We start from the raw sequence: 25,688 nt of genomic DNA, 5'->3' as shown, positions 1-25,688 counted from the left end.
CCGGAGGGTGGGCTCAGCGCACGCGGTGCTCGCTGGGCAGCGGGCGGGCGAAGAAGTCGTCCAGGGACAGACCGGTCGCCGCGTTGACGAAGGCGCGGGCGGCGACCGAGCCGGGGGTCGCGGCGTGGATCGCCACGGACACCTGCGCGCCGGCCTCCGGGTCGACCAGGGGCAGCGCTCTGGTCCGGCCGATGACGGGCATCGCCCGCAGCCAGGTGTGCGGCACGATGCTGGCCCACTCGCCGCCGCCGACGTGCGCGTAGAGGGAGGCGATGGAGTCCGTCTCGACCTGCGGGGTGACCACGAACCCCTTCTCCGCGAACACGGTGTCCACGATCTGCCGGATCCGCATGTCCGGCGTCAGCAGCGCGAGCGGCAACTGGGCCGCGTCCGCCCATGTCACCGTCGAGGACTGCGCCACCAGATGGTCGTCCGACACCAGCAGCATGTAGCGCTCCTGGTAGAGGGGTACGACCTGGAGCCCCTCCTGGTCGCCGGGGTCGAAGTGGGCGATGGCGACGTCGAGTTCGTAGTCGCGGAGCTGGCGGTGGAGCTCCTTCGTGGACAGCCGGGAGCGCACCTGCACCTTGGCGAGAGGGTGGGCGGCGCAGAACGCGGCCACGGGGAGCGCCAGGGTCGTCGACGCCGTGGGATCCGTGCCGAGCCGCAGCGTGCCCGTGATGCCGGACTGCACGGCGGCCACCTCCGCCTTGAACGCGTCCTGTTCGGCGAGGATCCGTTTGGCCCATACGACGAGCCGCTCGCCCTCGGGGGTGAGGCCCTGGTAGTTGTGCCCGCGGTTGATGAGCGTGACGTTCAGCTCCCGCTCCAGCTTGGCTATCGCCGCCGAGAGCGCGGGCTGGGAGACGTAGCAGGCTTCCGCCGCCCGGGCGAAGTGGCGCTCCCGCGCCACCGCCACGAAGTACTCGAGCTGCCGGAACAGCATGAACGACTCCTCTCTGCCCGAGGCCGCCCCACCTAGCTCCATACTGTATGCAGTATTTGGGATATGTACAGGGGAGGGAGTCGTGCCCGGTGCACGAACTGTATGCCGGCCGGCATGAGAGCGCCTGCGCCCGCCGCACGTCCCCGCAGCGGGCGCAGGCGCGGTCTGTTCAGCGCAGGAGCTTCACCGCGGCCACCACCAGGGGGTCGACGCCTTCCGCGCCGGCGTCGACGAACTCGTACAGCCTGGTGCGCATGCGCGGGTCCCAGAACCTGCCGATGTGCCCAGCGATCTCCTCGGCGGCCCGCTCCCCCGGCAGATGGCCGAGGTTGCGGGCGATGTCGTTCGCCATCCGGAGCTCGGACGGCACGGTCGCTGTCATCTCAGTCCACCACCGTCACGAGGTCGTTCTCCGCGGCTTCACCGTCACCGGCCCGGTCCGGGCGGGCGAGCCCCACCTGGACGGCGGTCACCTTGTACTCGGGGCAGTTGGTGGCCCAGTCGGAGTTCTCCGTGGTCACCACGTTGGCCCCGGTCACGGGGTGGTGGAAGGTGGTGTAGACGACGCCGGTCGGCATCCGGTCGGAGATCTCCGCGCGCAGGGTCGTCTGCCCGACGCGGCTGGCCAGGGTGACCATGTCACCGTCCTTGATCCCGCGGACCTCGGCGTCGTGGGGGTGCAGTTCCAGGATGTCCTCGGGGTGCCAGGCGACATTGCCGGTACGCCGGGTCTGCGCGCCGACGTTGTACTGGCTGAGGATGCGTCCCGTGGTGAGGACCAGCGGGAAACGCCGGGTGCTGCGCTCGTTGGTCGGCACATAGGAGGTGACCACGAACTTGCCCTGGCCGCGCACGAATTCGTCCACGTGCATGATGGGCGTCCCCTCCGGAGCCTCCTCGTTGCACGGCCACTGGACGCTGCCGAGCTTGTCGAGGAGGTCGAAGGAGACGCCGGTGAACGTCGGTGTGACCGAGGCGATCTCGTCCATGATCCGGCTCGGATGGTCGTAGGCCATCGGATAGCCCATGGCGGTGGCGATCTCGCTGACGATCTGCCACTCGTGTTTGCCCGTCTTGGGCTTCATGACCGCGCGGACACGGTTGATTCGGCGTTCGGCGTTGGTGAAGGTGCCGTCCTTCTCCAGGAACGACGCCCCGGGCAGGAAGACATGGGCGAACTTGGCCGTCTCGTTGAGGAACAGGTCCTGTACGACGACGAGTTCCATGGCCTTCAGCGCGGCGGTGACGTGCTGGAGGTTGGGGTCGGACTGGGCGATGTCCTCGCCGTGGACGAAGAGTCCGCGGAAGGTTCCGTCGATGGCCGCGTCGAACATGTTGGGGATGCGAAGTCCCGGCTCCGCGAGGATGGTTCCACCCCAGAGGTTCTCGAAGACGGTGCGTACCGCGTCGTCGGAGACATGCCGGTAGCCGGGCAGCTCGTGCGGGAACGAGCCCATGTCGCAGGACCCCTGGACGTTGTTCTGGCCTCGCAGCGGGTTCACGCCGACGCCGTCGCGGCCGATGTTGCCGCACGCCATCGCCAGGTTGGCCATTCCCATGACCATGGTGGAGCCCTGGCTGTGCTCGGTGACGCCGAGACCGTAGTAGATGGCACCGTTGGGGGCTTCGGCGTACAGCCTTGCGGCGGCGCGGAGTTCGGCGGCCGGGACGCCGGTGACGGGTTCCACCGCTTCCGGGCTGTTCTCCGGTCGGGCGATGAACTCCGCCCAGTCGTCGAAGCCTTCGCACCTGGCGTCCACGAAGGAGCGGTCGACCAGACCCTCGGTGACGACCACGTGGGCCATCGCGTTGACCACGGCCACATTGGTGCTGGGCCTGAGCTGGAGGTGGTGCTGGGCCTCGACGTGCGGCGAGCGTACGAGGTCGATGCGGCGCGGATCGACGACGATCAGCTTGGCGCCCTCGCGCAGCCGGCGCTTCATCCGGGAGGCGAACACCGGGTGCCCGTCAGTGGGGTTGGCCCCGATCACCATGATGACATCGGCCTCTGCGACCGAACGGAAGTCCTGGGTGCCCGCCGACTCGCCGAAGGTCTGCTTGAGACCGTATCCCGTCGGGGAGTGGCAGACGCGGGCGCAGGTGTCGACGTTGTTGTTGCCGAAGGCCGCACGGACCATCTTCTGTACGACGTAGACCTCTTCGTTGGTGCAGCGCGAGGACGTGATGGCGCCGACGGAGCTCGTGCCGTACCGGTCCTGGAGCTCACGCATCCGCCGGGCGACGGTGCCGATCGCCTCGTCCCACTCGACCTCGCGCCAGGGGTCGGTGATCTTTTCGCGGACCATGGGCTTGAGTTGACGGTCGGGGTGGGTGGCGTAGCCGAAGGCGAAGCGGCCCTTCACACAGGAGTGACCCTCGTTCGCACCGCCGTCCTTGTACGGCACCATGCGCACGAGTTCGTCGCCGCGCAGCTCGGCCTTGAAGGAGCAGCCGACACCGCAGTACGCGCAGGTGGTCACAACCGACCTTGTCGGCATGCCGAGTTCGACGACCGACCGCTCCTGGAGCGTGGATGTCGGGCATGCCTGGACGCAGGCGCCGCAGGAGACGCACTCGGAGTCCATGAAGGACTCACCGGCGCCTGCCGAGACCTTGGAGTCGAAGCCGCGGCCCTCGATGGTGAGCGCGAAGGTGCCCTGGACCTCGCCGCAGGCGCGGACGCAGCGGGAGCAGGCGATGCACTTGGAGGGATCGAAGTCGAAGTAGGGGTTGGAGGTGTCCTTCTCGGCGTCGAGGTGGTTCTCGCCCTCGTAGCCGTAGCGGACCTGCCGCAGGCCCACCACGCCCGCCATGTCCTGGAGTTCACAGTCGCCGTTGGCGGGGCAGGTGAGGCAGTCCAGGGGGTGGTCGGAGATGTAGAGCTCCATGACGCCCTGGCGGAGCTTCTCCACCTTCGGTGTCTGGGTGCTCACCTTCATCCCGTCGGAGCACGGGGTGGTGCAGGACGCCGGGGTGCCGCGACGGCCGTCGATCTCCACCACGCACAGGCGGCAGGAGCCGAACGCCTCCAGGCTGTCGGTGGCACACAACTTGGGTATCTCGACGCCGGCCTGTGCCGCGGCGCGCATCACCGAGGTGCCCTCCGGGACGTTCACCGCCAGGCCGTCGATCTCCACCGACACCGTTGCCGGGCCGGGCTGTTCCGGGGTTCCGTAGTCGGGTTCCTTGAGAAGGCTCATGCCGTGCCCTCCGTCCTCACGCCAGTGGCGTTCACGGGTTGGATCTCCAGGAGCCGGCGGCCGCCGTGGAAGTCGTCGGAGAAGTGGGTGAGAGCGCTGCGCACGGGCATCGGGGTCAGTCCGCCCATCGCACACAGCGAGCCGTCGGTCATCAGGTCGCAGAGGTCTTCCAGCAGGGCCAGGTTCTCGTCCCGGTGCGTGCCGGCGACGATCTTGTCGATCACCTCGACGCCACGGACCGAACCGACCCTGCACGGAGTGCACTTGCCGCAGGACTCCTCGGCGCAGAACTCCATCGCGAAGCGGGCCTGGGCCGCCATGTCGACGGTGTCGTCGAAGACCACGATCCCGCCGTGCCCTAGCATCGCACCGGCCTCGGCGAACGCCTCGTAGTCCATCGGCAGATCGAACAGCGAATCCGGCAGATACGCCCCGAGCGGCCCGCCGACCTGCACGGTACGGACCGGGCGGCCCGTGTGGGTGCCGCCTCCGTACTCCTCGATCAGCTCGCGCAGGGTGATGCCGAAGGCCATCTCAACAATGCCGCCGCGGGCGATGTTGCCGCCGAGCTGGAAGACCTGGGTGCCGCGGGAGCGGCCGACGCCGAGGTCCTGGTACGCCTTGGCGCCGTTCGCGAGGACCGTGGGGACGGTGGTGAGGGTCAGCACGTTGTTCACCACGGTCGGCTTGCCGAACAGGCCCTCGATCGCCGGGATCGGCGGCTTCGCGCGGACCATGCCGCGCTTGCCCTCCAGGCTCTCCAGCATGGAGGTCTCCTCGCCGCAGATGTACGCGCCCGCCCCGACGCGTACGTGCAGGTCGAAGTCGAGCGCGGAGCCGAGGATTCCCTTGCCCAACCAGCCTTGCTCACGGGCGAGTTCGATCGCCTCGCGCATCGTGGCGATCGCGTCCGGATACTCGGAGCGGATGTAGACGTAACCCTCGCTCGCCCCGACCGCGTGCGCGGCGATGGTCATGCCCTCGATGAGCAGGAACGGGTCGCCCTCCATGACCATGCGGTCGGCGAAGGTCCCGCTGTCGCCCTCGTCGGCGTTGCAGCAGACGAACTTCAGCTCGTCGGCGCAGCCCAGCACGGTCTTCCACTTGATACCGGCCGGGAATCCGGCGCCGCCGCGTCCGCGCAGTCCGGACTCGGTGACCTCTGCGACCACGTCCGCGGGGACGAGTTCGAGGGCGGCGCGCAGTCCGGTGAGGCCGCCGTGCTCGACGTAGTCCTGGGGCGAGAGGGGGTCGATGACGCCGACTCTGGCGAAGGTGACCCGGTTCTGGCGGGCCAGCCAGGGCAGTTCGTCGACGAGGCCGAGCCTCAGCGGGTGGTCCGCACCGTCGAGCAGGCCGGCGGCCAGGAGTCCGTCGACGTCCTCGGGGGTCACCGGGCCGTAGCCGACGCGGCCCCGCGGCGTGGCGACCTCGACCATCGGCTCCAGCCAGAGCATGCCGCGCGATCCATTGCGTACGACGTCGATGGCGAAGTCCCCGCGCGTGGCGGCACGTTGGAGGGCGCCGGCGACCTCGTCGGCGCCGACGGACCTGGCCGCCGAGTCGCGGGGGACGTACACCGTCACCGCGCAGTGCGACGGGGCGCCGACCGCGATGTCCGCCGGGGTGTCGACCGGGATGCCGGCCGGGGAGGAGTTGTTCATGATCAGACCGTCCCGTTGAGGATCGAGCCCAGCCGGGCCGGGCCCACTCGTCCGTACAGCCGTCCGTTCGCCTCAACCGACGGCCCCAGCGCGCAGTTGCCCAGACAGAAGACCTGCTCGACGGTCACGGAGCCGTCTGGTGTCGTCTCGCCCAGGGTGAGTCCGGCCTCGCGTGTGTAGCTCACCAGGTGGTCGGCGCCCAGCGCCTGACAGGCTTCGGCGCGGCAGATGCGGACCGTGGTGCGGCCTGCGGGCTCACGGCGGAAGTCGTGGTAGAAGGTCACCACTCCGTGGACGTCCGCCCTGGAGAGGTTGAGCTCGTCGGCGAGCACCGGGACCGCTTCCTGCGGCACATGGCCCAACTCGGCCTGCAGGGCGTGCAGTACGGGCAGCAGCGCGCCGCGCTGATCCCGGTGATCGGCCACCACCCTCCGGACCACGCTCTCGACCGTCACATCGCTCCCGCTGGTCGTCATGATCGCTTCGCCTTCCGTCACACGGGTCCCCGGCGAGGGTTGCAGGAGACTGAGACAATACCCCATACAGGCTTCTGTATACAGACGACAGTCGTAAAGAAGTCTGCGCCGATTCCGGCCCAGGAGAGAGCCCGGAGCCTCGGTCGAGCCCGGCCGCACGACCAACGGCCGACACCATGTTGCATACCAAAACCTGTATGCTGAAGCCGCCGTCGGCAACCCACTCGGCGGCTACCACTCGGCAAAGCCGTCGGCCCGGCGGCAGAACGGGACAACCATGCGCGAGGCACTCACGGCCGCAGCGTCCCGGCGCGTCGCCCGCCCGGCACCACTGCGCCAGGCCGTGTACGACGCCCTGACCGAGCTGATCATCAACGGCTCCCTCAAGCCCGGCCAGCACCTGGTCGAGGCCGAGCTCGCCGAACACCTCGGTGTCAGCCGCCAGCCGGTCCGCGAGGCCCTGCAGCGACTGCAGACCGCCGGCTGGGTCGATCTGCGCCCCGCCCAGGGTGCCTTCGTGCACTCCCCCACCGAGGAGGAGGCCGCCCAACTCCTCGGCGTCCGCTCGGTGCTGGAGTCCTACTCGGCGCAGCTCGCCGCACAGAACGCGCAGCCCGAGGACATCGAGCGCCTCGGTGAGCTCCAGCAGGAGGGCGTCGACGCGCTCGCCGAGGGCGACGTCGAGCGCCTTGTCGCGGCCAACACCGCCCTGCACGCCTTCGTCACCTCCGTGGCCGCCAACGACGTCCTGGCCGAACTGCTCGCGCAGGTGGGCCAGAAGGTGCGCTGGTACTACACCCCCATCGCCAAGCCCCGCGGCAAGGAGGCCTGGAACGAGCACACCCAGCTCATCAAGGCCATCGCCAAGGGCGACGCGGACCGCGCCGGCGAGGTGATGCGCAAGCACACCGAGCGCACGAGCGACTTCTACCGCAAGCAGATCGCGTCCGGCGCGAGCCAGGACTGACCGCACGAGCCGCCGCCGAACGGGCCTCCTCCGGGCGTGAGTTCAGGACGGCGCGAGGGAGTCGGCGGGCCGGCGCACCACGTCGGCGGCCGCGGGGCGCAGCCCCTCCGCACCGGCGGCGGCCCGCAGCTCCAGCAACCAGGGCAGGACCGTACGCAGCACGATGTCGAGCCCGCCGCCGTCCTCACCGAGCATCGCGTCGGCGGGCACCAGCACCGGATCGGCGAGCACGGTGGAGGCCGCGCTGCCGGGCGGCCCCGCGGCGTCCGGCCGGGCCGGGACGAACAGGTCCGGGGCGTGCGCCGGAACCCCCCAGAGACTCAGGCCGTCCGGCGCACCGAGCGGTCGGGAGGACCAGATGTAGCTGTCGGCCTCCCCCGCCGCGACCACCTGGCGTTTGCGCGCACGCAGCGCGACCACGCCACCGGAACGGACCGCGGTGCAGCGTGGCGTGAGGAGTTGGGCCTCCTCCCCGTACCCGCCCGTGCCGTCCTCGGCGAGGGCGAGGCTGCTGAGGTGGCGTCCGGCGGCGATCTCTCCGCGCACCCAGGGACTGCCGTACGACTCGATGACGGCGACCGCCGTGTAATGGGCCTGGAGCACGGCCGCCGTGGCGGGGCAGATGCACGCGGTCCGCGCCACCACCTCGGCGGCTTCCGGCAGTCCGAGGCCTGCGCCGCCGAACTCGGTGGCGACGGTGAGTCCCAGCAGCCCGGTGGCCCCGAGGGCCGTCACGGCGCCACGGGGGAACCTGCCTTCCGCGCCGGTCAGTTCGGCGCAGGGTGCGACGGCACGGGTGAGGACTTCTGCGAGAGCGGTGCGGTACGACACGGAGTGACCCCCTCAGGAGCGTTGTCCGGTCCGCTGTCAGGCGGGGACGGTGATTGCATACAGTATTCTGCATCCCTCGACCGGTCGACACCAGAGGTGGGTCGACGCAATTTCCGGGAGTCCGCAACACAGGCCACACGGGAATGGCTATTGCATACTAAACTCAGTATCCCGTAGTCGATGTTTGCCGTCCGCAGTCGAACGAGGGAGAGGGTCCATGCCCGACACACCCACCGTGGCAGCCCGCGGCCCGATCGCCCGGCCCGCCCCGCTGCGCCAGGCGGTATACGACGCCCTGACCGAGCTGATCATCAACGGCACGCTCACACCCGGCCAGCACCTCGTCGAGGCCGACCTCGCCGAGCACCTCGGCGTCAGCCGTCAGCCCATCCGCGAAGCCCTCCAACGACTCCACACCGCCGGTTGGGTCGACCTGCGCCCTTCACAGGGCGCCTTCGTCCACTCCCCCACCGCCGAGGAGTGCGCCCAACTCCTCAGCGTCCGGGCCGTCCTGGAGACCCACTCCGCGCGCGGCGCCGCCGAGCACGCCACTCCCACCGACGTCGCCCGGCTGTGGGAACTGCAGCAGACCGGCCTCACCGCGCTCGCGGTCGGCGACGCCCGGGCCATCGTGGAGGCGAACGCCGCCCTCCACACCCACATCACCCACCTCTCGCGCAACGCGGTCCTCGCCGAGCTCATCCCCCAGGTGGACCGGCGCGTGCGCTGGTACTACATGCCCATCGCCAAGCCCCGCGGCACGGACGCCTGGAGCGAGCACGCCCTGATCATCGAGGCCATCGCCGGCGGCGACCCCGACGGCGCCGAGGAACTCATGCGTCGGCACACCGCGAACACGACCGACTTCTACTGCAGGCAGATCGCCGCGATGGCCGGTCGGGGCGCGTGACGACGGGGCAGGTGAACGCTCCCGCGCGTACCCGCCGGGTGCGTCCGGCTCCCCGTCGCCAACGAGGGGACAGGGCCGCACGACGACGAGTCCTGGGCCCTTCCGCAAGCCCGGCGGAACGGGATCAGGCCCCCGCGTCTATCTCCCGCAGCAGCCCCGACGTCACGTCGAAGACGAAACCGCGCACATCGTCGGTGTGCGGCAGGAACGGCGAGGTGCGCACTCGCCGCATGGACTGCCGTACGTCCTGGTCGACGTCCCGGAAGGCCTCCACCGCCCACGCCGGTCGCTGCCCCACCTCCATCTCCAGCTCGTGCCGGAACTCCTCGGTCAGCGTCTGCAGACCGCAGCCGGTGTGGTGGATGAGGACGACACTGCGGGTGCCCAGGGCTCGCTGACTGATCGTCAGGGAACGGATGGTGTCGTCGGTGACCACACCGCCGGCGTTGCGGACGGTGTGGCAGTCGCCGAGTTGCAGGCCGAGCGCGGCGTGCAGATCGATACGGGCGTCCATGCAGGCCACGACGGCCACGCGCAGGACCGGACGGGCACCCATGCCCGGGTCCACGAACCCTGCGGCGTAGGCACGGTTGGACTCCACGAGCCGGTCGATGACGGTGTCGCCGACGGGCGGGGCGATACGGGATGCGTGTGTCGACATGCTGGGCTACCTCACTCCGGTTCGGGTACTCACGGAAACCGTCCCGGGGAGCGGTCGCGGCTCGCCCGGGACGGAGTGGAAGCGGCGTGGGCCGCCGTCGGTCAGATCACGCCCTGTGCCTTGAGGAGCGGCAACTCCGCTTCCTCGATGCCGAGTTCGCCGATGAGGATTTCTTCGGTGTGCTGGCCCAGGAGGGGGGAGGGGGTGATGTGGGTGGGGGAGTCGGAGAGTTTGAGGGGGTTGCCGACGGTGGTGAAGGTGCCGCGTTCGGGGTGTTCGACCTCGACGACGATCTCGTTCGCGGCCAGCGAGGGGTCCTCGATGATCTCTTTGGTGGACAGGATCGGCCCGCACGGAATGTTGTGGCTGTTGAGCTGCTGGAGGACCTGCCATTTGGGGAGGGTGGCGGTCCATTCCTCGATCAGCTGGAACATTTTGGCGAGTCTGGGCAGCCGGGCCTCGGGGGTGGCCCATTCCGGGTCGGCGGCCAGTTCCGGGCGGCCGATCAGGTGGGCCAGGGGTGGCCAGCCGACGGGCTGGACGATGACGTAGACGTAGTCGTTGGGTCCGCCGGGCGCGCATTTGACGGCCCAGCCGGGCTGTCCGCCCCCCGAGGCGTTCCCCGAGCGCGGGACCTCGTCGGCGAAGTCGTCGCCGGGGTATTCGGGGAGCGGGCCGTGGGTGAGGCGTTGCTGGTCGCGGAGTTTGACCCGGCACAGGTTCAGCACGGCGTGCTGCATGGCCACGTTCACCCGCTGCCCGCGCCCGGTCGCCTCGCGCTGGAACAGGGCCGCCAGGATCCCCGCGACCGCGTGGATGCCGGTGCCGGAGTCGCCGATCTGCGCGCCGGTCGCCATCGGCGGCCCGTCGGGGAAACCGGTGGTCGCCATCGACCCGCCCATCGCCTGCGCCACCACCTCATAGGCTTTGAAGTCGGTGTAAGGCCCTTCGCCGAAGCCCTTGATCGAGGCGTACACGATCCGCGGGTTGATCTCCCGGATCCGCTCCCAGGTGAACCCCATCCGCTCCACCGCACCGGGCCCGAAGTTCTCCACCATCACATCCGAACGCCGGATCAGCTCCGTCAGCAGCTCCTTGCCCCGCTCGGACTTGGTGTTCAGCGTGACACTGCGCTTGTTGCAGTTGAGCATCGTGAAATACAGCGAGTCCACACCCGGCACATCCCGCAACTGCCGCCGTGTGATGTCCCCGCCCGGCGCCTCCACCTTCACCACATCCGCACCCAGCCACGCCAGCAACTGCGTCGCCGACGGACCCGACTGCACATGCGTCATATCCAGCACACGCACACCCTCAAGAGCCTTCGTCATGATCGCCTCCTCGCTTGTACGTCGACGTCTGCACGCGATGTCCCGAGGGCGGCGCCCTTGCCCGGGCGCCGCCCTCGGCCGCCGGTCACGGCATGAGCTGGTACTCCGGGAAGTTCCCGGGCAGCCGCTCCCCCGCCGGGCCCTGCGTCACGGCGCGCACCAGCAGCTCGCCGCCGACGAAGGCGCCGTGCCAGGACGCGCCGAACCCGCCGAACAGTTCGTCGCGGTCGCCCCGTGAGCGGGGCTTGCCGTGGCCGACCTTGAACGCCCGGATCTGCGGGGCGAGCCGGTCGAAGGTGGACCGGTCGTCCGTGGACAGGGTGGCCACCAGCGCGCCATTGGAGGCGTTCATCGCGGCCAGCAGCTCCGCCTCGGTGTCGACCAGGACGATGGTGTCGACGGGGCCGAACGGTTCCGCGTGGTGCAGCGGTGAGGACGGGGGCGGGTTGAGGAGCGTGACGGGCTGGACGTACGCCGAGGTGTCCTGGCCGGGCAGGAACCGGGCGTCGCTCTCGCCGGCGCGGTGCAGGGGGACGGCGCCGCGGGCGATGGCCTCGGCGACCTGGTCGTGCAGGTCCTTCGCCTTGGCCGCGTTGATCACCGGGCCGAAGTCCAGTGCCGGGTAGGGGTCGTCGGCCCGGGCGACGGCGAGCGGGTGGCCGACCTTGAGCGTGCGCACCGCGGGGAGGTACGCGGCCAGGAAGTCGTCGAACAGCTCCCGCTGGACGACGAAGCGCGGGTACGCCGTGCAGCGCTGCTTGCCGTAGTCGAAGAGCTTGGGGATGACGGCGGTGAGGGCGTCCCAGTCCGAGTGGTTCCAGATGCCCCAGGTGTTGAGCCCCTCCTGTTCGAGGACATGACGCTTGCCGAGGTCGGCGACGGCCGTGGCCACGGCGGCGCCGGTGTCGCGGCCGCCGACGAAGGAGACGCAGCCGATCTCGGGCGCCCGCACCAGCGCCTCGGACAGCTCGCCCCCGCTGCCGCTGACCAGGGTGACGGGGATCCCCTCGCGGGCGGCGAGCGCGCAGGCCAGGGTCAGACAGGCGACACCGCCGTCGGTCGGGGTCTTGGCGATGACCGCGTTGCCCGCCAGGGCCTGGACCAGCATGGCGTGGACGAGCACGCTCATCGGATAGTTCCAGCTGGCGATGTTGGACACCGGGCCGTCCAGCGGAGCCCGCCCGGCGACCATCGGCTCGATGCCGTCGACGTACCAGCGCACCCCGTCGATGGCCCGGTCGACGTCCGCCTGAGCGAGCCGCCACGGCTTGCCGATCTCCCAGACCAGCAGCAGGGCGAGGAGTTCGCGGTGCTGGGTGAGGGAGTCGAGGGTGGCCGCGACGCGGGCTCGGCGCTCTTCGAGCGGGATGTGCCGCCAGGCGCGGTGCTGGTCGAGGGAGGCGCGGACGGCCTGGTGGGCGGCTTCGCGGTCCAGACGCGGCGGGCCGGCGATCGGGCTGCCGTCGACGGGGCTGGTGGCGGGCAGGGCTCGGCCGTCCGCCCGCCAGGCGGCGTTCCAGAGGTTGAGGACCCGGTCGTCGCGGAACGCCTCGGGGGCGGCCGCGAGACAGCGCCGCCAGGCGTCGTCCCAGGTGGTACCGGACTTCACCACGAGGGGGGTGGAGTTGAGGGTGGTTGTCATTCGGTGTCTCCGCTCTCGGTGCACAGTCGGGGGCGGGGGGTGCCTGGCAGCCACGGAACGTTCTGCTGAACCGCGGAGGGCAGGTCCGTGCGACCAGTGGTCGCGTATATAAGGGGAGGAACTCGGTGGCGCCGGGCGATCACGCCCTGCGGGTCGCGTCGCGGTCGGCCGCCAGCAGGTCGAGCACGAGGCGGGCCGTCTCGGTCGGGGTGTTGCCGACCTTGACGCCGACCGCTTCCAGCGCTTCCTTCTTGGCCTGCGCCGTGCCCGAGGAACCGGACACGATGGCGCCGGCGTGTCCCATGGTCTTTCCCTCGGGCGCGGTGAATCCGGCGATGTAGCCGACGACGGGTTTGCCGACGTGCTGCTCGATGTACGCGGCCGCGCGTTCCTCGGCGTCGCCGCCGATCTCCCCGATGAGCACGACGAGTTCGGTGTCGGGATCGTCCTGGAACGCGGCCAGGCAGTCGATGTGGGTGGTGCCGACGACGGGGTCGCCGCCGATGCCGACACAGGTCGTGAAGCCGATGTCGCGCAGCTCGTACATGAGTTGGTAGGTGAGCGTGCCCGACTTGGAGACCAGGCCGATGCGTCCGGGTTTGGCGATGTCGGCCGGGATGATGCCCGCGTTGGACTGTCCGGGGGTGATCAGGCCCGGGCAGTTGGGGCCGATGATCCGGGTGCCCTTCTCCTTCGCGTACGCGGTGAAGGCGACGGAGTCGTGGACGGGGATGCCCTCGGTGATGACGACGGCGAGCCCGATGCCGGCGTCGGCGGCTTCGATGACGGCCGCCTTGGCGAAGGCGGGCGGTACGAAAACGACCGTGACATCGGCTCCGGTCGACTGTATACCGTCGGCAACCGACCCGAAAACAGGTACGGCACGATCGTCGAAGTCGACGGTCCGGCCGGCCTTGCGCGGGTTGACGCCGCCGACGACATTCGTGCCGGCCGCTAGCATGCGCCGGGTGTGCTTCATGCCCTCGCCGCCGGTCATGCCCTGGACGAGGACCTTGCTCTCCTTGGTGAGGTAGATCGCCATGTGCCGCCTCCTCAGGCTGTCTCGGCGAGTTGGGCGGCGCGGCGGGCGGCGCCGTCCATGGTGGTGGCCTGCTGGACCAGCGGATGGGCGTGCGCGTCGAGGACGGCGCGGCCGCGGGCGGCGTTGTTGCCGTCGAGGCGTACGACGAGCGGTTTGGTCAACTGGACGGTGTCCAGGGCCCGTACGATGCCGTCGGCTACCGCGTCGCACGCGGTGATCCCGCCGAAGACGTTGACGAACACCGACTTCACCGCCGGGTCGGAGAGGATGACGGACAGCCCGTCGGCCATCACCTGGGCGGACGCGCCGCCTCCGATGTCGAGGAAGTTGGCCGGCCGGGCGCCGCAGCCGGCGACCACGTCGAGGGTCGACATGACCAGCCCCGCGCCGTTGCCGATGATGCCGACCTCGCCGTCGAGCTTGACGTAGTTGAGGCCCTTCGCGGCCGCGGCCGCCTCCAGCGCGTCGCCGTGCTCCGCTTCCTCGACGCCCCAACGGGCTTGGCGGAAACGGGCGTTGTCGTCGAGTGTCACCTTGCCGTCGAGGGCGAGGAGCTGTCCCTGCCGGGTGCGGACCAGCGGGTTGACCTCGACGAGGACGGCGTCCTCGCGGACCAGTACCTGCCACAGCCGTACGAGGACGTCGACGGTCTGCGGCGGGAGGCCGGCGGCCTCGGCGATCTCTCCCGCCTTGGCGGAGGTGACCCCTTCGGCCGGGTCGATGTGTATACGGGCGACCGCCTCCGGTCGACCGGCGGCGACCTCCTCTATCTCCATGCCGCCCTCGGCGGAGGCGATGGCGAGGAAGCGACCCGCCGCGCGGTCGAGGACGTACGAGACGTAGAACTCGGCCTCGATGTCCACCGGTTGGGCCAGCATGACCTTGCCGACGGTGTGGCCCTTGATGTCCATACCGAGGATCCGACGTGCCGCCAGTTCCGCCGCGGCCGGGTCGGCCGCGAGCCGCACACCGCCGGCCTTGCCCCGCCCCCCGGTCTTGACCTGCGCCTTGACGACGGCGGGGCCGCCCAGCCTGCGCGCGATCTCGCGCGCCTCCTTGGGTGAGTCGGTGACCTCCGCCCTCGGCACGAGGATGCCGTGTTCCTCGAAGAGCCCGCGGGCCTGGTGCTCGTACAGGTCCATGGTTCGGCTCCCGTCTCGATCGGGTCGCGTCTGAAAAGTGGTGCACGACCCCTGGACATCACCCACGGGATGCGGGATAACAATCTTCATACAGTATTCGTCGACTGTATGCAATCTACCGAGCACGGCTCAGGATCAGCGCCAACAGCACTCTCAAGGCAACGGACAAGCGAGGTGACCTGTGACGACGAAGGCTCTTGAGGGTGTGCGTGTGCTGGATATGACGCATGTGCAGTCGGGTCCGTCGGCGACGCAGTTGCTGGCGTGGCTGGGTGCGGATGTGGTGAAGGTGGAGGCGCCGGGCGGGGACATCACACGGCGGCAGTTGCGGGATGTGCCGGGTGTGGACTCGCTGTATTTCACGATGCTCAACTGCAACAAGCGCAGTGTCACGCTGAACACCAAGTCCGAGCGGGGCAAGGAGCTGCTGACGGAGCTGATCCGGCGTTCGGATGTGATGGTGGAGAACTTCGGGCCCGGTGCGGTGGAGCGGATGGGGTTCACCTGGGAGCGGATCCGGGAGATCAACCCGCGGATCGTGTACGCCTCGATCAAGGGCTTCGGCGAAGGGCCTTACACCGACTTCAAAGCCTATGAGGTGGTGGCGCAGGCGATGGGCGGGTCGATGGCGACCACCGGTTTCCCCGACGGGCCGCCGATGGCGACCGGCGCGCAGATCGGCGACTCCGGCACCGGCATCCACGCGGTCGCGGGGATCCTGGCGGCCCTGTTCCAGCGCGAGGCGACCGGGCGCGGGCAGCGGGTGAACGTGGCCATGCAGCACGCCGTGCTGAACCTGTGCCGGGTCAAACTCCGCGACCAGCAACGCCTCACCCACGGCCCGCTCCCCGAATACCCCGGCGACGACTTCGCCGACGAGGTCCCGCGCTCGGGGAACGCCTCGGGGGGCGGACAGCCCGGCTGGGCCGTCAAATGCGCGCCCGGCGGACCCAACGACTACGTCTACGTCATCGTCCAGCCCGTCGGCTGGCCACCCCTGGCCCACCTGATCGGCCGCCCGGAACTGGCCGCCGACCCGGAATGGGCCACCCCCGAGGCCCGGCTGCCCAGACTCGCCAAAATGTTCCAGCTGATCGAGGAATGGACCGCCACCCTCCCCAAATGGCAGGTCCTCCAGCAGCTCAACAGCCACAACATTCCGTGCGGGCCGATCCTGTCCACCAAAGAGATCATCGAGGACCCCTCGCTGGCCGCGAACGAGATCGTCGTCGAGGTCGAACACCCCGAACGCGGCACCTTCACCACCGTCGGCAACCCCCTCAAACTCTCCGACTCCCCCACCCACATCACCCCCTCCCCCCTCCTGGGCCAGCACACCGAAGAAATCCTCATCGGCGAACTCGGCATCGGTGACGAGGAATTGCGCCTGCTCAAGTCGAGCGGGGTGATCTGACGTGACTTGACCGAGCAAGGGGCCGACCGACGGTGCGCGTCGCCCGGCCCCAGGACCCGTGCGCGCACGAAAGGCATTTGGACAGGGGGCGCTGGCCAGATCTTTCGACGCAAGGAGTGCTTGAGCAGATGACAACGATCGACTACTCGACGTCCGTCCCGTATCGGGAGGTGACGGACCACAACGGCCGCATGTACCGCGTCGGTGAGACCGACATCGACATCATGGGCCGTAAACGCAAGTGGATGGTCATCCTGCCGTGGGTCGGCATGATGGGCATCAGCTCGGCGGAGTACGCGTTCGCGTCTGCCGAGGACACGCTGCACATCGCACACGGCTGGAACGACGGACACATCTTCTGGATGCTCGGCGTCTGGGTGTTCTTCCAGGCGGCGGTCGCCTTCCCGGCCGGAAAGCTCAGGGAGAGCGGCAAGCTGCCCGCGCGTTGGGCGATGATCCTCGGCGCGACCGGCACACTGCTCGGATATCTGTCTCTCGCGTTCGCGCCGCATGTGGTCGTCGCGTACGTCGGGTTCGGCATGTTCAGCGGTATGGGCGCCGGAATGGTCTACGCGACCTGTGTGAACATGGTCGGCAAATGGTATCCGGAGCGAAAGGGAGGCAAGACCGGGTTCGTCAACGGAGGATTCGCCTACGGTTCCGTGCCGTTCGTGTTCCTCTTCACCAGCTACATGGATCTGACGAACTTCCGCTGGGTGCTCGTCGCGGTCGGTGTCTTCCTGGCCACGGCGGTGGCTGTGGCCGGCTCCTTCTTCAAGGACCCGCCGAAGAACTGGTGGCCGGCCGAGGTCGACCCGCTGAGCCCGCCGACCGACCCCCGTGCCCGGCGTGCCATGGCCATGAACCCGCCTGCCGTGCGGCAGTACACCCCGGGCGAGGCCTGGCGTACCGGGCGGGTCGCGCTGATGTGGTTCTGCCTGCTGTGCACCTCGGGCGTGAACATCTTCGGTATCGCCTTCCAGGTCGACATAGGCGAGGAAGCCGGATTCGCGGGCGGAATCGTCGCGACGGCCATGTCGATGAAGGCCATCGTCAACGGCACCGGGCGCGGTGTGATCGGCTGGCTGTCGGACCGTTACGGGCGAAAGCGGTGCCTGATCTTCGTCTGCATCGTCCTCGGTCTTTCGCAGTACGGCATCCTGTGGTCCGCCGACATGAAGAACCTGCCGTTGTTCCTCCTCTTCTCCAGCATCTCCGGGTTCGGCGGTGGCGCCATCTTCCCCATGTTCGCGGCGATGACGGCGGACTACTTCGGCGAGAACAACAATGCCTCCAACTACGGCCTGGTCTACAGCTCCAAACTGGTATCCGGACTTCTCGGAGCCGGAATGGGCAAGGTCGTCGTGGACAACTGGGGACACAACGGTGCATTCACGCTGGCCGGCTCGATCTCTCTGTTCGCCGCGTTCATCGCACTGTTCCTGACACCGCCGGGCCGGCCCAAGAAGAAGCACACCTCTCCCAACCCCCAGCCGCTCGGCGAGGAAATGGCCTGACCCCAAAGGCCTGACACGGAGGAATTGCCCTGCAATGACGGCAGATCCCATCGCAACGAACAGCTCGTCGTCCCACCCCGACGCCGCACACCGTCCCTACCGAGAAGTGACCGACGCGCGCGGCCGCGTCTATCGCGTGGGCGAGACCGACCGGGACATCCTCGGTCACTCGCGCAAGCTCATGGTGTATCTGCCGTGGATCGCCATGATGGCCATCAGTGTCTTCGAATACGCGTACGGCTCGGCGGAGGACACCCTGTCCCACGCCCATGGCTGGACGCAGAGCAACACCTTCTGGATCCTCAGCGTCTGGGTATTCTTCCAGGCCGGCGTCGCCTTCCCGGCGGGCTGGCTGCGGGAGAAGGGCGTCCTGACGGCCCGTAAGGCCATGTACATAGGCTCAGGTCTGTGCCTCGTCGGGTTCCTCGCCCTGTCGCACCTGAGCAACGTCTGGCTGGCGATCCTGGGCTTCGGCGTCGTCGGGGGGATCGGCGCCGGGCTCGTGTACGCGACCTGCATCAACATGGTCGGCAAGTGGTTCCCCGAACGCCGGGGCGCCAGAACGGGGTTCGTCAACGGGGGATTCGCGTACGGGTCACTGCCGTTCATCTTCATCTTCAACTACGGCTTCGACACCGCGAACTACCACCGGGTCCTGGACCTGATCGGCTGCTACATCATGATCGTGGTCTTCGGGTCCGCGTTCTTCTTCAAGGATCCGCCGAAGAACTGGTGGCCCGCGGACATCGATCCGCTGACGTACTCCGGCGACCGCAAGAACGCGACGAGCCTCGCCAAGAACCCTCCGGCGGTGAAGCAGTACACACCCAAGGAGGCCATCAGGACCGGCATGCTCCCCCTGATGTGGCTCTCCATCGTGCTGACCGCGGGGGTGTCGATCTTCGGGATCTCCTTCCAGGTCGACTACGCCAAGGAGGTGGGCTTCGGCCCACTGGTGGCGGCCTCGTCGATGGGCGTCATGGCGGTCATCAACGGCATCGGCCGGGGTGTCGTGGGCTGGCTGTCCGACAAGTGGGGCAGAAAGCCCACCCTGGTGTTCGTCATCGTCGTGCTGGGCCTGGCCCAGTTCGGCGTGATCTGGGCGGGCGACGTGAGGAGCGAGTCGCTGTTCCTGTTCTTCGCCTTCCTCTCCGGCTTCGGCGGCGGCGCGTTCTACCCGCTGTTCGCGGCTCTCACCCCGGACTACTTCGGGGAGAACTACAACGCCTCCAACTACGGGCTGGTGTACAGCGGCAAGCTGATCAGCGGTCTGTTCGGCGGCGGACTCGGCTCCATGGTGGTCGCCGCCTGGGGTTATGACGGGGCGTACGCCCTGGCCGGCGCCGTCTCCATGGCGGCCGCGGTGATCGCCCTGCTGCTGCGGCAGCCCGGACGGACTGCGGTGTCACAACCCGCCGGCTGACGGCACGCGCGCGTGAGGAGGCCCTCCCGGGATTCCGGGAGGGCCTCCTCATGTGTGCGGGATCGGTCAGCACTTCTCGCGCAGTGAGTGGAGGTGTTCGCTGGAGCGCCGCGCGAACGTGAAGGACTCGGTCGGCTGGTCGTGCTCGGCCTGCCAGTGGTGGGCGAACCGCTCACCGCGCAGCCTGGTCACGGCGGAGATGAACCGCCGGTAGTCGATGTCGCCGTCGCCGACGTCGGTCATGCGGTAGCCGTAGGTGTTCGCGGGGTCGCTGACGCCGTCCTTGACGTGGAACAGCGGATAGCGGTGGGGCTGCTTGAGGACGTAGTCCAGCGGCTCGAACGGCGCGGCTGTGCCGTCGGGGCGCTTGGAGAAGCGGAACTGGCCCGAGTACGCCCAGAAGATGTCCATCTCCAGGAACACCAGGTCGGGGTCGGTCTCGGCGAGCAGGACGTCGTAGAGACGGACCTTGGGGTTGTCGGTGGCGAAGGAGAACTCCTCGGAGTGGTTGTGCTGGTAGAACTTCATGCCGCGTGCCCTGGCGGCCGCGCCGTAGGTGTTGAACTCCTGCGCCGCGCGCTTCCAGGCGTCGACGGTGGAGCCGTAGCGGAACGGTCCCGAGGCGGTGCCGATGTGCTTGAGGCCGAGGGCCTGGGCGTCGTCGAGGACCTTGGTGAGGTTCTGGGCGAAGGTGTAGGCGTTCGGGTCGTCGGAGTAGTAGCCGACATGGCTGCCGATCGGGTTCAGGCCGTGGTTCCTGGCCAGCCGCTTGAGCTGGGCGAGGGTGATCGGGCCGGCCGAGCCCTGGGTGTAGCCGGCGAACTCGACCTCGTCGTAGCCGTACTTCGCCAGCTCGGCGAAGACGGGCGCGAAGCCGAGGGTGGAGACCTTGTCGCGCAGGCTGTAGAGCTGGATGCCGAGCCGGCCGGGCGGCAGGACGGGACGGCCCCGGCCCGCGCTGCCGGAGGCAGCCTCGGTGGCGGCGGCGGGGGTTGCGCCTGCGGGGGCGGCCGCGGCGCCAACGAGCGCGGCGGCGGTGGCGCCCGCGGCCACCCCGAGCATGCCTCGTCTGCTGAGGCGGTGGGTGAGCTCGGGGTCGGGCTGGGAGATGCGGCTCATGCCTGGACTCCTCGATGTCGGAGGGCGTTGTCAGTGGTGGGTGCTTCACTGGTGATCAGTCGGAAGAGGCCGGTCGTGCGGGGCCGGTGGGGTGGGCCGGTCAGCCGAGACCGGCCAGTCGGAGCAGGAGTGCTTTCACATCGGTGGCCGCGACGCGGTCGCCGACAGCACGGGGGGTGGAGCAGATGAGAAGCGGACCTTCGTCGTCGCTCGCCGGAAGGCGGCCGTGGCTGCCTCGAACAGGTGAGGGATCCAGGGGCACGACCGCCATGCGGTAGCGCAGGCCGAGTTTCTTGCGGGCCAGTGCGGTGGCCGCCTTGACCTTGACGTAGGGGTCGCGGGGATCCATGAAGAGTTCGACCGGGTCGTAGCCGGGTTTGCGGTGGATCTCGACGAGTTGGGCGAAGTCGGGCGCGCGGGCGTCGTCGAGCCAGTAGTAGTACGTGAACCAGGCGTCCGGCTCCGCGACGGCGACGAGTTCTCCGGAGCGCGGGTGGTCGAGGTGGTGGGTCTTCTTGCCCTCGTCGTCCAGGAGTTGCCCGATGCCGGGCAGTCCGGAGAGGGCGTCCCGGGTCGCCTCCAGGTCTTCGGGGCGGCGCACGTAGACGTGGGCGATCTGGTGGTCGGCGACCGCGAAGGCACGTGAGGCCATCGGGTCCAGGTACTCCATGCCGTCCTGGGTGTGCACCTCGAGCAGTCCTGCGCGGCGCAGGGCGCGGTTGATGTCGACGGGCCGGCTGACCCTGGTGATGCCGTACTCGGACAGCGCGACGACGGTACGGCCCTCCGCGCGGGCGTCGTCAAGGAGCGGGGCCAGGGCCCGGTCCAGGTCGGCGGCCGCCTTCAGGGAGCGTGGGTCGTCGGGGCCGAAGCGTTGGAGGTCGTAGTCGAGGTGCGGGAGGTAGCACAGCGTCAGATCGGGGTGCCGGGTGCTGATGATGTGGCGGGTCGCGTCGGTGATCCAGCGGCTGGAGACGAGGTCGGCGCCGGGTCCCCAGAAGTGGAAGAGGGGGAAGGTGCCGAATTTCGCGGTGAGTTCGTCGTGCAGGGCCGGAGGGCGGGTGTAGCAGTCGGGTTCCTTGCGGCCGTCGGAGTAGTAGATCGGACGGGGGGTGACGGTGATGTCGGTGTCGGCGCCCATCGCGTACCACCAGCAGATGTTGGCGACGGTGTAGCCGGGATGCGCGCGGCGGGCGGCGTCCCACAGCTTGTCCCCGCCGACCAGGCCGTTGTGCTGGCGCCACAGGAGTACGTCGCCGAGGTCGCGGAAGTACCAGCCGTTGCCGACGATGCCGTGCTCGGCCGGGTGGGTGCCGGTCAGGAAGGTGGACTGGGCGGCGCAGGTGACGGCCGGCAGGACGGTTTCGAGGGGGGCGTGGGAGCCCGCTCGGGCGAGGGACTTGAGGTGGGGCATGTGGTCGAGGAGACGGGGGGTGAGGCCGACGACGTCCAGGACGAGGAGCGGGGTGGGGCGCGGGCCGGTCCTGTGCCTGTCCGGGGCGGCATCGGGGTCCCCGGCGGCTTCGGCGGCCCCGGCGGCTTCCGGGTCCCTGGCGGCTTTGTGGATGCTCATGGGAGTTCCTTCAGGCCGAGGCCCGTCAACAGGTCGCGGGCGAGGGTGAGTTCGGCGGCGATGCCGTCGGCGAGCTGGGTCCGGCCGCGGGGCCGCAGCTCGGGCGGTAGGGCCTGCCAGGTGTAGGTCTCGACCTCCAGGTGACGGGTGAGCGGGTGCGGGCCGCCGATCAGCCGGGTCAGCGCGGCCCTGAGGACGGGGAGCGTGGAGGTGAGGGGCGCGGCGGGGGCCGCGTGCAGGGGGACGTGGAAGTGGGCGCGCCAGGGGCTGGCGTCGGGCAGGGTGTCGCCGCCGAGTGCCTCGCCGAGGTCGTCGGTGCCGCGCAGGCCGGCGGCGGTGGCCGTGCGGGTCTGGTGCAGGAAGCGGGGTTCGTCGAAGGCGGCGAGGGCCGTGCGGACCTCCGGCAGATGGGGGTGTTCGGCGTGCAGGGCCGCCGAGAGCTGGGACTTGACGACGGGGACGCCGGCCGCGGTGAGCGCGTCGAGGGCGGTGTGCGGATCTTCGAAGGAGGTGGCGAGGTGGCACGTGTCGACGCAGATGCCGATCCGGTGGTGGGCGATCGCGGACAGTGGGGCGAGGGCGTCGTGGGTGGTCTCGACGACGCAGCCGGGTTCCGGTTCGAGGCCGATGCGGATGGACCGTCCGGTCAGCTCCTCCAGGGCGTCGAGGCGTTCGGCGAGCGTGCGCAGGGCTTTCTCGTGGCGTCCGGTGTCGTGGGCGGCGGTGCGCCACGCCAGCGGCAGGGTCGAGATGCTGCCCTCGGTGACGTCGTCGGGGAGGAGTCCGGCCAGGACCCGGGCCAGGGCGGTGGTGTGCTCCAGGCGTTCGGGGTCGGCCCAGTCCGGTCGGTAGACGCGGTACTTGACCTCCTCGGCGCCGAACCCCTCGTAGGGGAAGCCGTTGAGGGCGACCACTTCCAGGCCGCGCCGGTCGAGTTCGGCGCGCAGCGCGCGCAGGGCGGACGGGTCGGAGTCCAGGGCGCGGGCGGCGTCGGCGGCCAGCCACAGGCCGATGCCGAGGCGGTCGCGGCCCAGGCGGCGGCGGACGGGCTCGCAGTGGTCGCGGAGTTGGGCGAGGACGCCGTCGAGGGTCTCCGCGGGGTGGACGTTGGTGCAGTAGGCGAGGTGGACGGTGGAGCCGTCGGGGTGGCGGAAGCGCATGCCCTACTCGCCCCCGCGCAGGATGGAGTTGCCCTCGTGGGTGGCCGCGGTGGCCGTGGCGTCGAGGGCGAGGCGGCCGCTGAGCCCGTAGAAGGCGACGGGGTTGCGCCACATCACCAGGTCGACGTCGTCCTCGGTGAAGCCGCTCGCCAGCATGGTGTCGGCGACCCTGCGGGTCTTGAGGGGATCGCTCCTGCCCCAGTCCGCGGCGGAGTTCACGAGCACCTTCTCCGGGCCGTACTCCTTCAGGATCACGACCATCCGCTCCTCGTCCATCTTGGTGTCGGGATAGACGGAGAAGCCCAGCCAGCAGCCGCCGGCCTTGGCCTCCTTGACGGTGGTCTCGTTGAGGTGGTCGACCAGGACGTGGTCCGGGGGCAGTGCGGACTCCCGGACCACGTCGAGGGTGCGGCGCAGGCCGGCCAGCTTGTCGCGGTGCGGGGTGTGCACGAGGGCGGGCAGTCCGTGGTCGGCGGCGAGCTGGAGCTGGGCGGCGAGGGCGGTGTCCTCGGCGGGGGTCATGGAGTCGTAGCCGATCTCGCCGACGGCGACGACCTGGTCCTTGACGAGATACCGGGGCAGTTCGTCGAGGACGGGCATACAGCGCGGGTCGTTGGCCTCCTTGGGGTTGAGGGCGAGGGTGCAGTGGTGGGCGATGCCGTACTGGGCGGCGCGGAAGGGCTCCCAGCCGAGGAGGGAGTCGAAGTAGTCGAGGAAGGAGGAGGGCGAGGTGCGGGGCTGGCCGAGCCAGAAGGAGGGTTCGACGACGGCGCGGACACCGGCCGCGTGCATGGCCTCGTAGTCGTCGGTGGTGCGGGACGTCATGTGGATGTGGGGGTCGAACAGGCGCATCAGGACTGCTCCTTGGACTCGGTCGGCGTCGCCTGGGTCAGGGCCAGCGCGCGATGGAGGTCTTCGGGCACTTCACGCCCCGCCGCGGTGCGTTCGGCGGCGTAGTCGCCGAGCATGCGGGCGAGTTCCGCGTCGGCGTGGGCCCTGCGGTCCAGGTCGGCCACCGCGTCGACGGGCACGCCGGTGAACAGGCACTTCAGGACGGCGTGCCGCCACTGGTGGGGGTCCAGGTGGCGGGCCGCGTAGGGGCCGACGGCGGCGGTGAGGAGCCGGGTGTCGTTGGTGCGCAGGGCGTCCTCGACGAGCGGGAGCGCGTCCGGGCCCGGCACGAGGTGGGGCAGGGCGTGCAGGACGGCCCGGCGTTCGGCGGCGGTGCCCTGCCGGTAGACGCGGGTGAGGGCGTCGGTGTCGGCGTGGGCCGCGTGCAGGATGAGGACGCGGGCGGCGTCGGCGTGCTCGGGTCCGCAGCGGCGGCCGGCCTCGGCCAGGCGCAGTTCCCACACGGAGATGGGGCCGTGGACGCCGGGATGGGCGGCGGCCTCGTCGAGGGCCTGGTCGAGCCAGGCGCGGGCGGCTCCGGCGAGGCGGGTGTCGAGGTGGGCGTGCAGGGTGGTCGGCAGGGTGTGGGCGAGGGCGTCGGGGTCCACCGTGGGGGTGTCCGGGGCGGAGTGGGCGCGGGTCATGCGGTGCTCCCTTCAGGGGTGGCGGAGGGATCGCCGGGAGGTGCGTGGGTGGTCGCCGCTCGGCGGAGGAACGGGAGGGACTGTTCGGCGAAGTGGGGGCCCGCGTGGGAGTGGCGGGGCAGTTCGACGACGGTGAGTCCCCGGTAGCCGGTGTCGGCCAGGGCGGCGAGGACGGGAGGGAAGTCGATCTCTCCGTCGCCGAGTGGAAGGTGTTCGTGGACGCCGGTGCGCATGTCCTCGATCTGGACGTGTCGCAGCCAGGGGGCGGCGGCACGTACGCAGGCCGCGGGCGGGAGCGGTTCGAGGCACTGGCAGTGGCCGATGTCGAGGGTGAGGCCGAGGGGTTCGGGGTCGTCGAGTTCCCGGCGCAGACGGTGGAAGTCGGTGAGGGTGGCGAGGAGGTGGCCGGGTTCGGGCTCGACGGCGAGGGGCACGCCTGCGGTGGCGGCGGCGTCGAGGACCGGGGTGAGGGTTTCGGCGAGGCGTTTCCAGGCCGTGTCCTGGTCGGTGCCCGCCGGGGTGATCCCGCTGAAGCAGTGCAGGGCGTGTGCGCCGAGGTCGGCGGCGACCCGCACGGCACGGATCAGGAGGTCGACGCGGCGGGCCCGGTCGTCGGGGTCCGGGTCGAGCAGGGAGGGGCCGTGTTTGCGGCGCGGGTCGAGGACATAGCGGGCGCCGGTCTCCACGGTGACGCTCAGGCCCAGCGCGTCCAGCCGCCGGGCGACGCGACCGGTGCGGGCGGCCAGGTCCGGGGCGAGTGGGTCGAGGTGCATGTGGTCGAGGGTCAGGCCCACGCCGTCGTAGCCGAGGTCGGCGAGCAGGCCGAGGGCGTCGTCGAGCCGGAGGTCGGTGAGGCCGTTGGTTCCGTAGCCGAAGCGGAGGGGCGTGCCGTTGCGGGACCGGGCAGGGGCAGCGGCTTCCGGGCTCGTGTGGCGCTCACCCTCCTCGCGAACAGAGTCAGCCGGGCTGGGCGCAACGGCTCCCCTCGCCCGCCTCACCGCTCCTCCCCGCGACGCTCTGTGCGGACGGCGCGGTCCCCCGGCCGGTCGCCGGATCTCGCCACGTTCCGCCCGTCGGTCCCGGCCCCGCCTCCGGTCGTGTCAGCGGTCGCCGTGTCGGCAAGCCAGACACCGAC

General features: G+C 70.0%; 22 protein-coding genes. 5 read left to right on the top strand and 17 right to left on the bottom strand.

What is annotated here, in order from left to right:
• Nucleotides 1–13: 13 nt before the first annotated feature.
• From OHU89_RS39780 to OHU89_RS39760, 5 genes are all read right to left on the bottom strand, one after another.
• Nucleotides 14–946, bottom strand: a complete 933-nt coding sequence (locus OHU89_RS39780; RefSeq protein WP_046256165.1) for a LysR family transcriptional regulator — start codon at nt 944–946, stop codon at nt 14–16.
• A gap of 169 nt (nt 947–1,115) precedes the next feature.
• The gene (locus OHU89_RS39775; protein WP_405649867.1) at nt 1,116–1,328 is read right to left on the bottom strand and encodes a formate dehydrogenase subunit delta; all 213 of its coding nucleotides are present in this window, start codon (nt 1,326–1,328) and stop codon (nt 1,116–1,118) included.
• Between the two features lies 1 nt (nt 1,329).
• Nucleotides 1,330–4,146, bottom strand: coding sequence for a formate dehydrogenase subunit alpha (gene fdhF, locus OHU89_RS39770; protein ID WP_405649865.1), 2,817 nt, complete (start codon nt 4,144–4,146; stop codon nt 1,330–1,332).
• A complete protein-coding gene (locus tag OHU89_RS39765) occupies nt 4,143–5,810 on the bottom strand; it encodes a formate dehydrogenase beta subunit (RefSeq protein WP_405649864.1) in 1,668 nt (555 codons plus the stop codon). The genes fdhF and OHU89_RS39765 overlap by 4 nt, the downstream gene beginning before the upstream one ends.
• Before the next feature lie 2 nt (nt 5,811–5,812).
• Entirely contained in the window at nt 5,813–6,286 is a 474-nt protein-coding gene (locus OHU89_RS39760) for an NAD(P)H-dependent oxidoreductase subunit E (protein WP_405649862.1), read from the bottom strand.
• A gap of 277 nt (nt 6,287–6,563) precedes the next feature.
• Here OHU89_RS39760 and OHU89_RS39755 point away from each other — a divergent pair, with 277 nt between their 5' ends.
• The gene (locus OHU89_RS39755; protein ID WP_405649860.1) at nt 6,564–7,253 is read left to right on the top strand and encodes a GntR family transcriptional regulator; all 690 of its coding nucleotides are present in this window, start codon (nt 6,564–6,566) and stop codon (nt 7,251–7,253) included.
• 42 nt (nt 7,254–7,295) lie between these two features.
• On the opposite strand, the gene OHU89_RS39750 is transcribed toward OHU89_RS39755, so the two are convergent.
• Nucleotides 7,296–8,084 (bottom strand): acyl-CoA dehydrogenase family protein, encoded by a 789-nt coding sequence (locus OHU89_RS39750; RefSeq protein WP_405649859.1) that lies wholly within the window; start codon nt 8,082–8,084, stop codon nt 7,296–7,298.
• Between the two features lie 217 nt (nt 8,085–8,301).
• Here OHU89_RS39750 and OHU89_RS39745 point away from each other — a divergent pair, with 217 nt between their 5' ends.
• Nucleotides 8,302–8,994 carry a GntR family transcriptional regulator gene (locus tag OHU89_RS39745; protein WP_405649857.1) on the top strand — a complete coding sequence of 231 codons (693 nt, stop codon included), beginning with the start codon at nt 8,302–8,304 and terminating at the stop codon, nt 8,992–8,994.
• A gap of 124 nt (nt 8,995–9,118) precedes the next feature.
• Here OHU89_RS39745 and OHU89_RS39740 read toward each other — a convergent pair whose 3' ends face one another.
• The 5 genes from OHU89_RS39740 to sucC form a co-directional block, all read right to left on the bottom strand.
• Nucleotides 9,119–9,655, bottom strand: a complete 537-nt coding sequence (locus OHU89_RS39740; protein ID WP_405649855.1) for a beta-class carbonic anhydrase — start codon at nt 9,653–9,655, stop codon at nt 9,119–9,121.
• Nucleotides 9,656–9,756: 101 nt separating this feature from the next.
• Nucleotides 9,757–10,986, bottom strand: a complete 1,230-nt coding sequence (frc, locus tag OHU89_RS39735; RefSeq protein WP_405649854.1) for a formyl-CoA transferase — start codon at nt 10,984–10,986, stop codon at nt 9,757–9,759.
• A gap of 85 nt (nt 10,987–11,071) precedes the next feature.
• Nucleotides 11,072–12,628: an aldehyde dehydrogenase family protein gene (locus tag OHU89_RS39730; RefSeq protein ID WP_405649853.1), complete on the bottom strand. Its 1,557-nt coding sequence runs from the start codon at nt 12,626–12,628 to the stop codon at nt 11,072–11,074.
• A 139-nt stretch (nt 12,629–12,767) separates the two neighbouring features.
• Entirely contained in the window at nt 12,768–13,670 is a 903-nt protein-coding gene (gene sucD / locus OHU89_RS39725) for a succinate--CoA ligase subunit alpha (protein ID WP_405649852.1), read from the bottom strand.
• Nucleotides 13,671–13,681: 11 nt separating this feature from the next.
• Nucleotides 13,682–14,812: an ADP-forming succinate--CoA ligase subunit beta gene (gene sucC, locus OHU89_RS39720; RefSeq protein ID WP_405649851.1), complete on the bottom strand. Its 1,131-nt coding sequence runs from the start codon at nt 14,810–14,812 to the stop codon at nt 13,682–13,684.
• Nucleotides 14,813–14,993: 181 nt separating this feature from the next.
• Here sucC and frc (OHU89_RS39715) point away from each other — a divergent pair, with 181 nt between their 5' ends.
• The 3 genes from frc (OHU89_RS39715) (at nt 14,994) to OHU89_RS39705 (ending at nt 19,166) form a co-directional block, all read left to right on the top strand.
• Nucleotides 14,994–16,226, top strand: coding sequence for a formyl-CoA transferase (frc, locus tag OHU89_RS39715; protein ID WP_405649849.1), 1,233 nt, complete (start codon nt 14,994–14,996; stop codon nt 16,224–16,226).
• A gap of 128 nt (nt 16,227–16,354) precedes the next feature.
• Complete coding sequence (locus OHU89_RS39710) at nt 16,355–17,743, top strand: OFA family MFS transporter (RefSeq protein WP_405649847.1); 1,389 nt, start codon at nt 16,355–16,357, stop codon at nt 17,741–17,743.
• 34 nt (nt 17,744–17,777) lie between these two features.
• Nucleotides 17,778–19,166 (top strand): OFA family MFS transporter, encoded by a 1,389-nt coding sequence (locus tag OHU89_RS39705; protein ID WP_405649845.1) that lies wholly within the window; start codon nt 17,778–17,780, stop codon nt 19,164–19,166.
• A 66-nt stretch (nt 19,167–19,232) separates the two neighbouring features.
• On the opposite strand, the gene OHU89_RS39700 is transcribed toward OHU89_RS39705, so the two are convergent.
• The 6 genes from OHU89_RS39700 to OHU89_RS39675 form a co-directional block, all read right to left on the bottom strand.
• Nucleotides 19,233–20,285 (bottom strand): sugar phosphate isomerase/epimerase family protein, encoded by a 1,053-nt coding sequence (locus OHU89_RS39700; protein WP_405649843.1) that lies wholly within the window; start codon nt 20,283–20,285, stop codon nt 19,233–19,235.
• A 100-nt stretch (nt 20,286–20,385) separates the two neighbouring features.
• Entirely contained in the window at nt 20,386–21,858 is a 1,473-nt protein-coding gene (locus OHU89_RS39695) for a nucleotide pyrophosphatase/phosphodiesterase family protein (RefSeq protein WP_405649841.1), read from the bottom strand.
• Entirely contained in the window at nt 21,855–23,018 is a 1,164-nt protein-coding gene (eboE, locus tag OHU89_RS39690) for a metabolite traffic protein EboE (RefSeq protein WP_405649839.1), read from the bottom strand. Before eboE ends, OHU89_RS39695 begins: the two co-directional genes overlap by 4 nt.
• A gap of 3 nt (nt 23,019–23,021) precedes the next feature.
• Nucleotides 23,022–23,870 carry a TatD family hydrolase gene (locus tag OHU89_RS39685; RefSeq protein WP_405649838.1) on the bottom strand — a complete coding sequence of 283 codons (849 nt, stop codon included), beginning with the start codon at nt 23,868–23,870 and terminating at the stop codon, nt 23,022–23,024.
• Nucleotides 23,870–24,553, bottom strand: a complete 684-nt coding sequence (locus OHU89_RS39680) for an EboA domain-containing protein (protein WP_405649837.1) — start codon at nt 24,551–24,553, stop codon at nt 23,870–23,872. Before OHU89_RS39680 ends, OHU89_RS39685 begins: the two co-directional genes overlap by 1 nt.
• Entirely contained in the window at nt 24,550–25,551 is a 1,002-nt protein-coding gene (locus OHU89_RS39675; protein WP_405649836.1) for a sugar phosphate isomerase/epimerase family protein, read from the bottom strand. Before OHU89_RS39675 ends, OHU89_RS39680 begins: the two co-directional genes overlap by 4 nt.
• Nucleotides 25,552–25,688: the final 137 nt, after the last annotated feature.

It is taken from the genome of Streptomyces sp. NBC_00019 (assembly GCF_045041015.1).
Classification (GTDB): Bacteria; Actinomycetota; Actinomycetes; order Streptomycetales; family Streptomycetaceae; genus Streptomyces.
The sequence above is the reverse complement of the archived record's forward strand: the minus strand, read 5'-3'. Positions and strand labels throughout refer to the sequence as shown.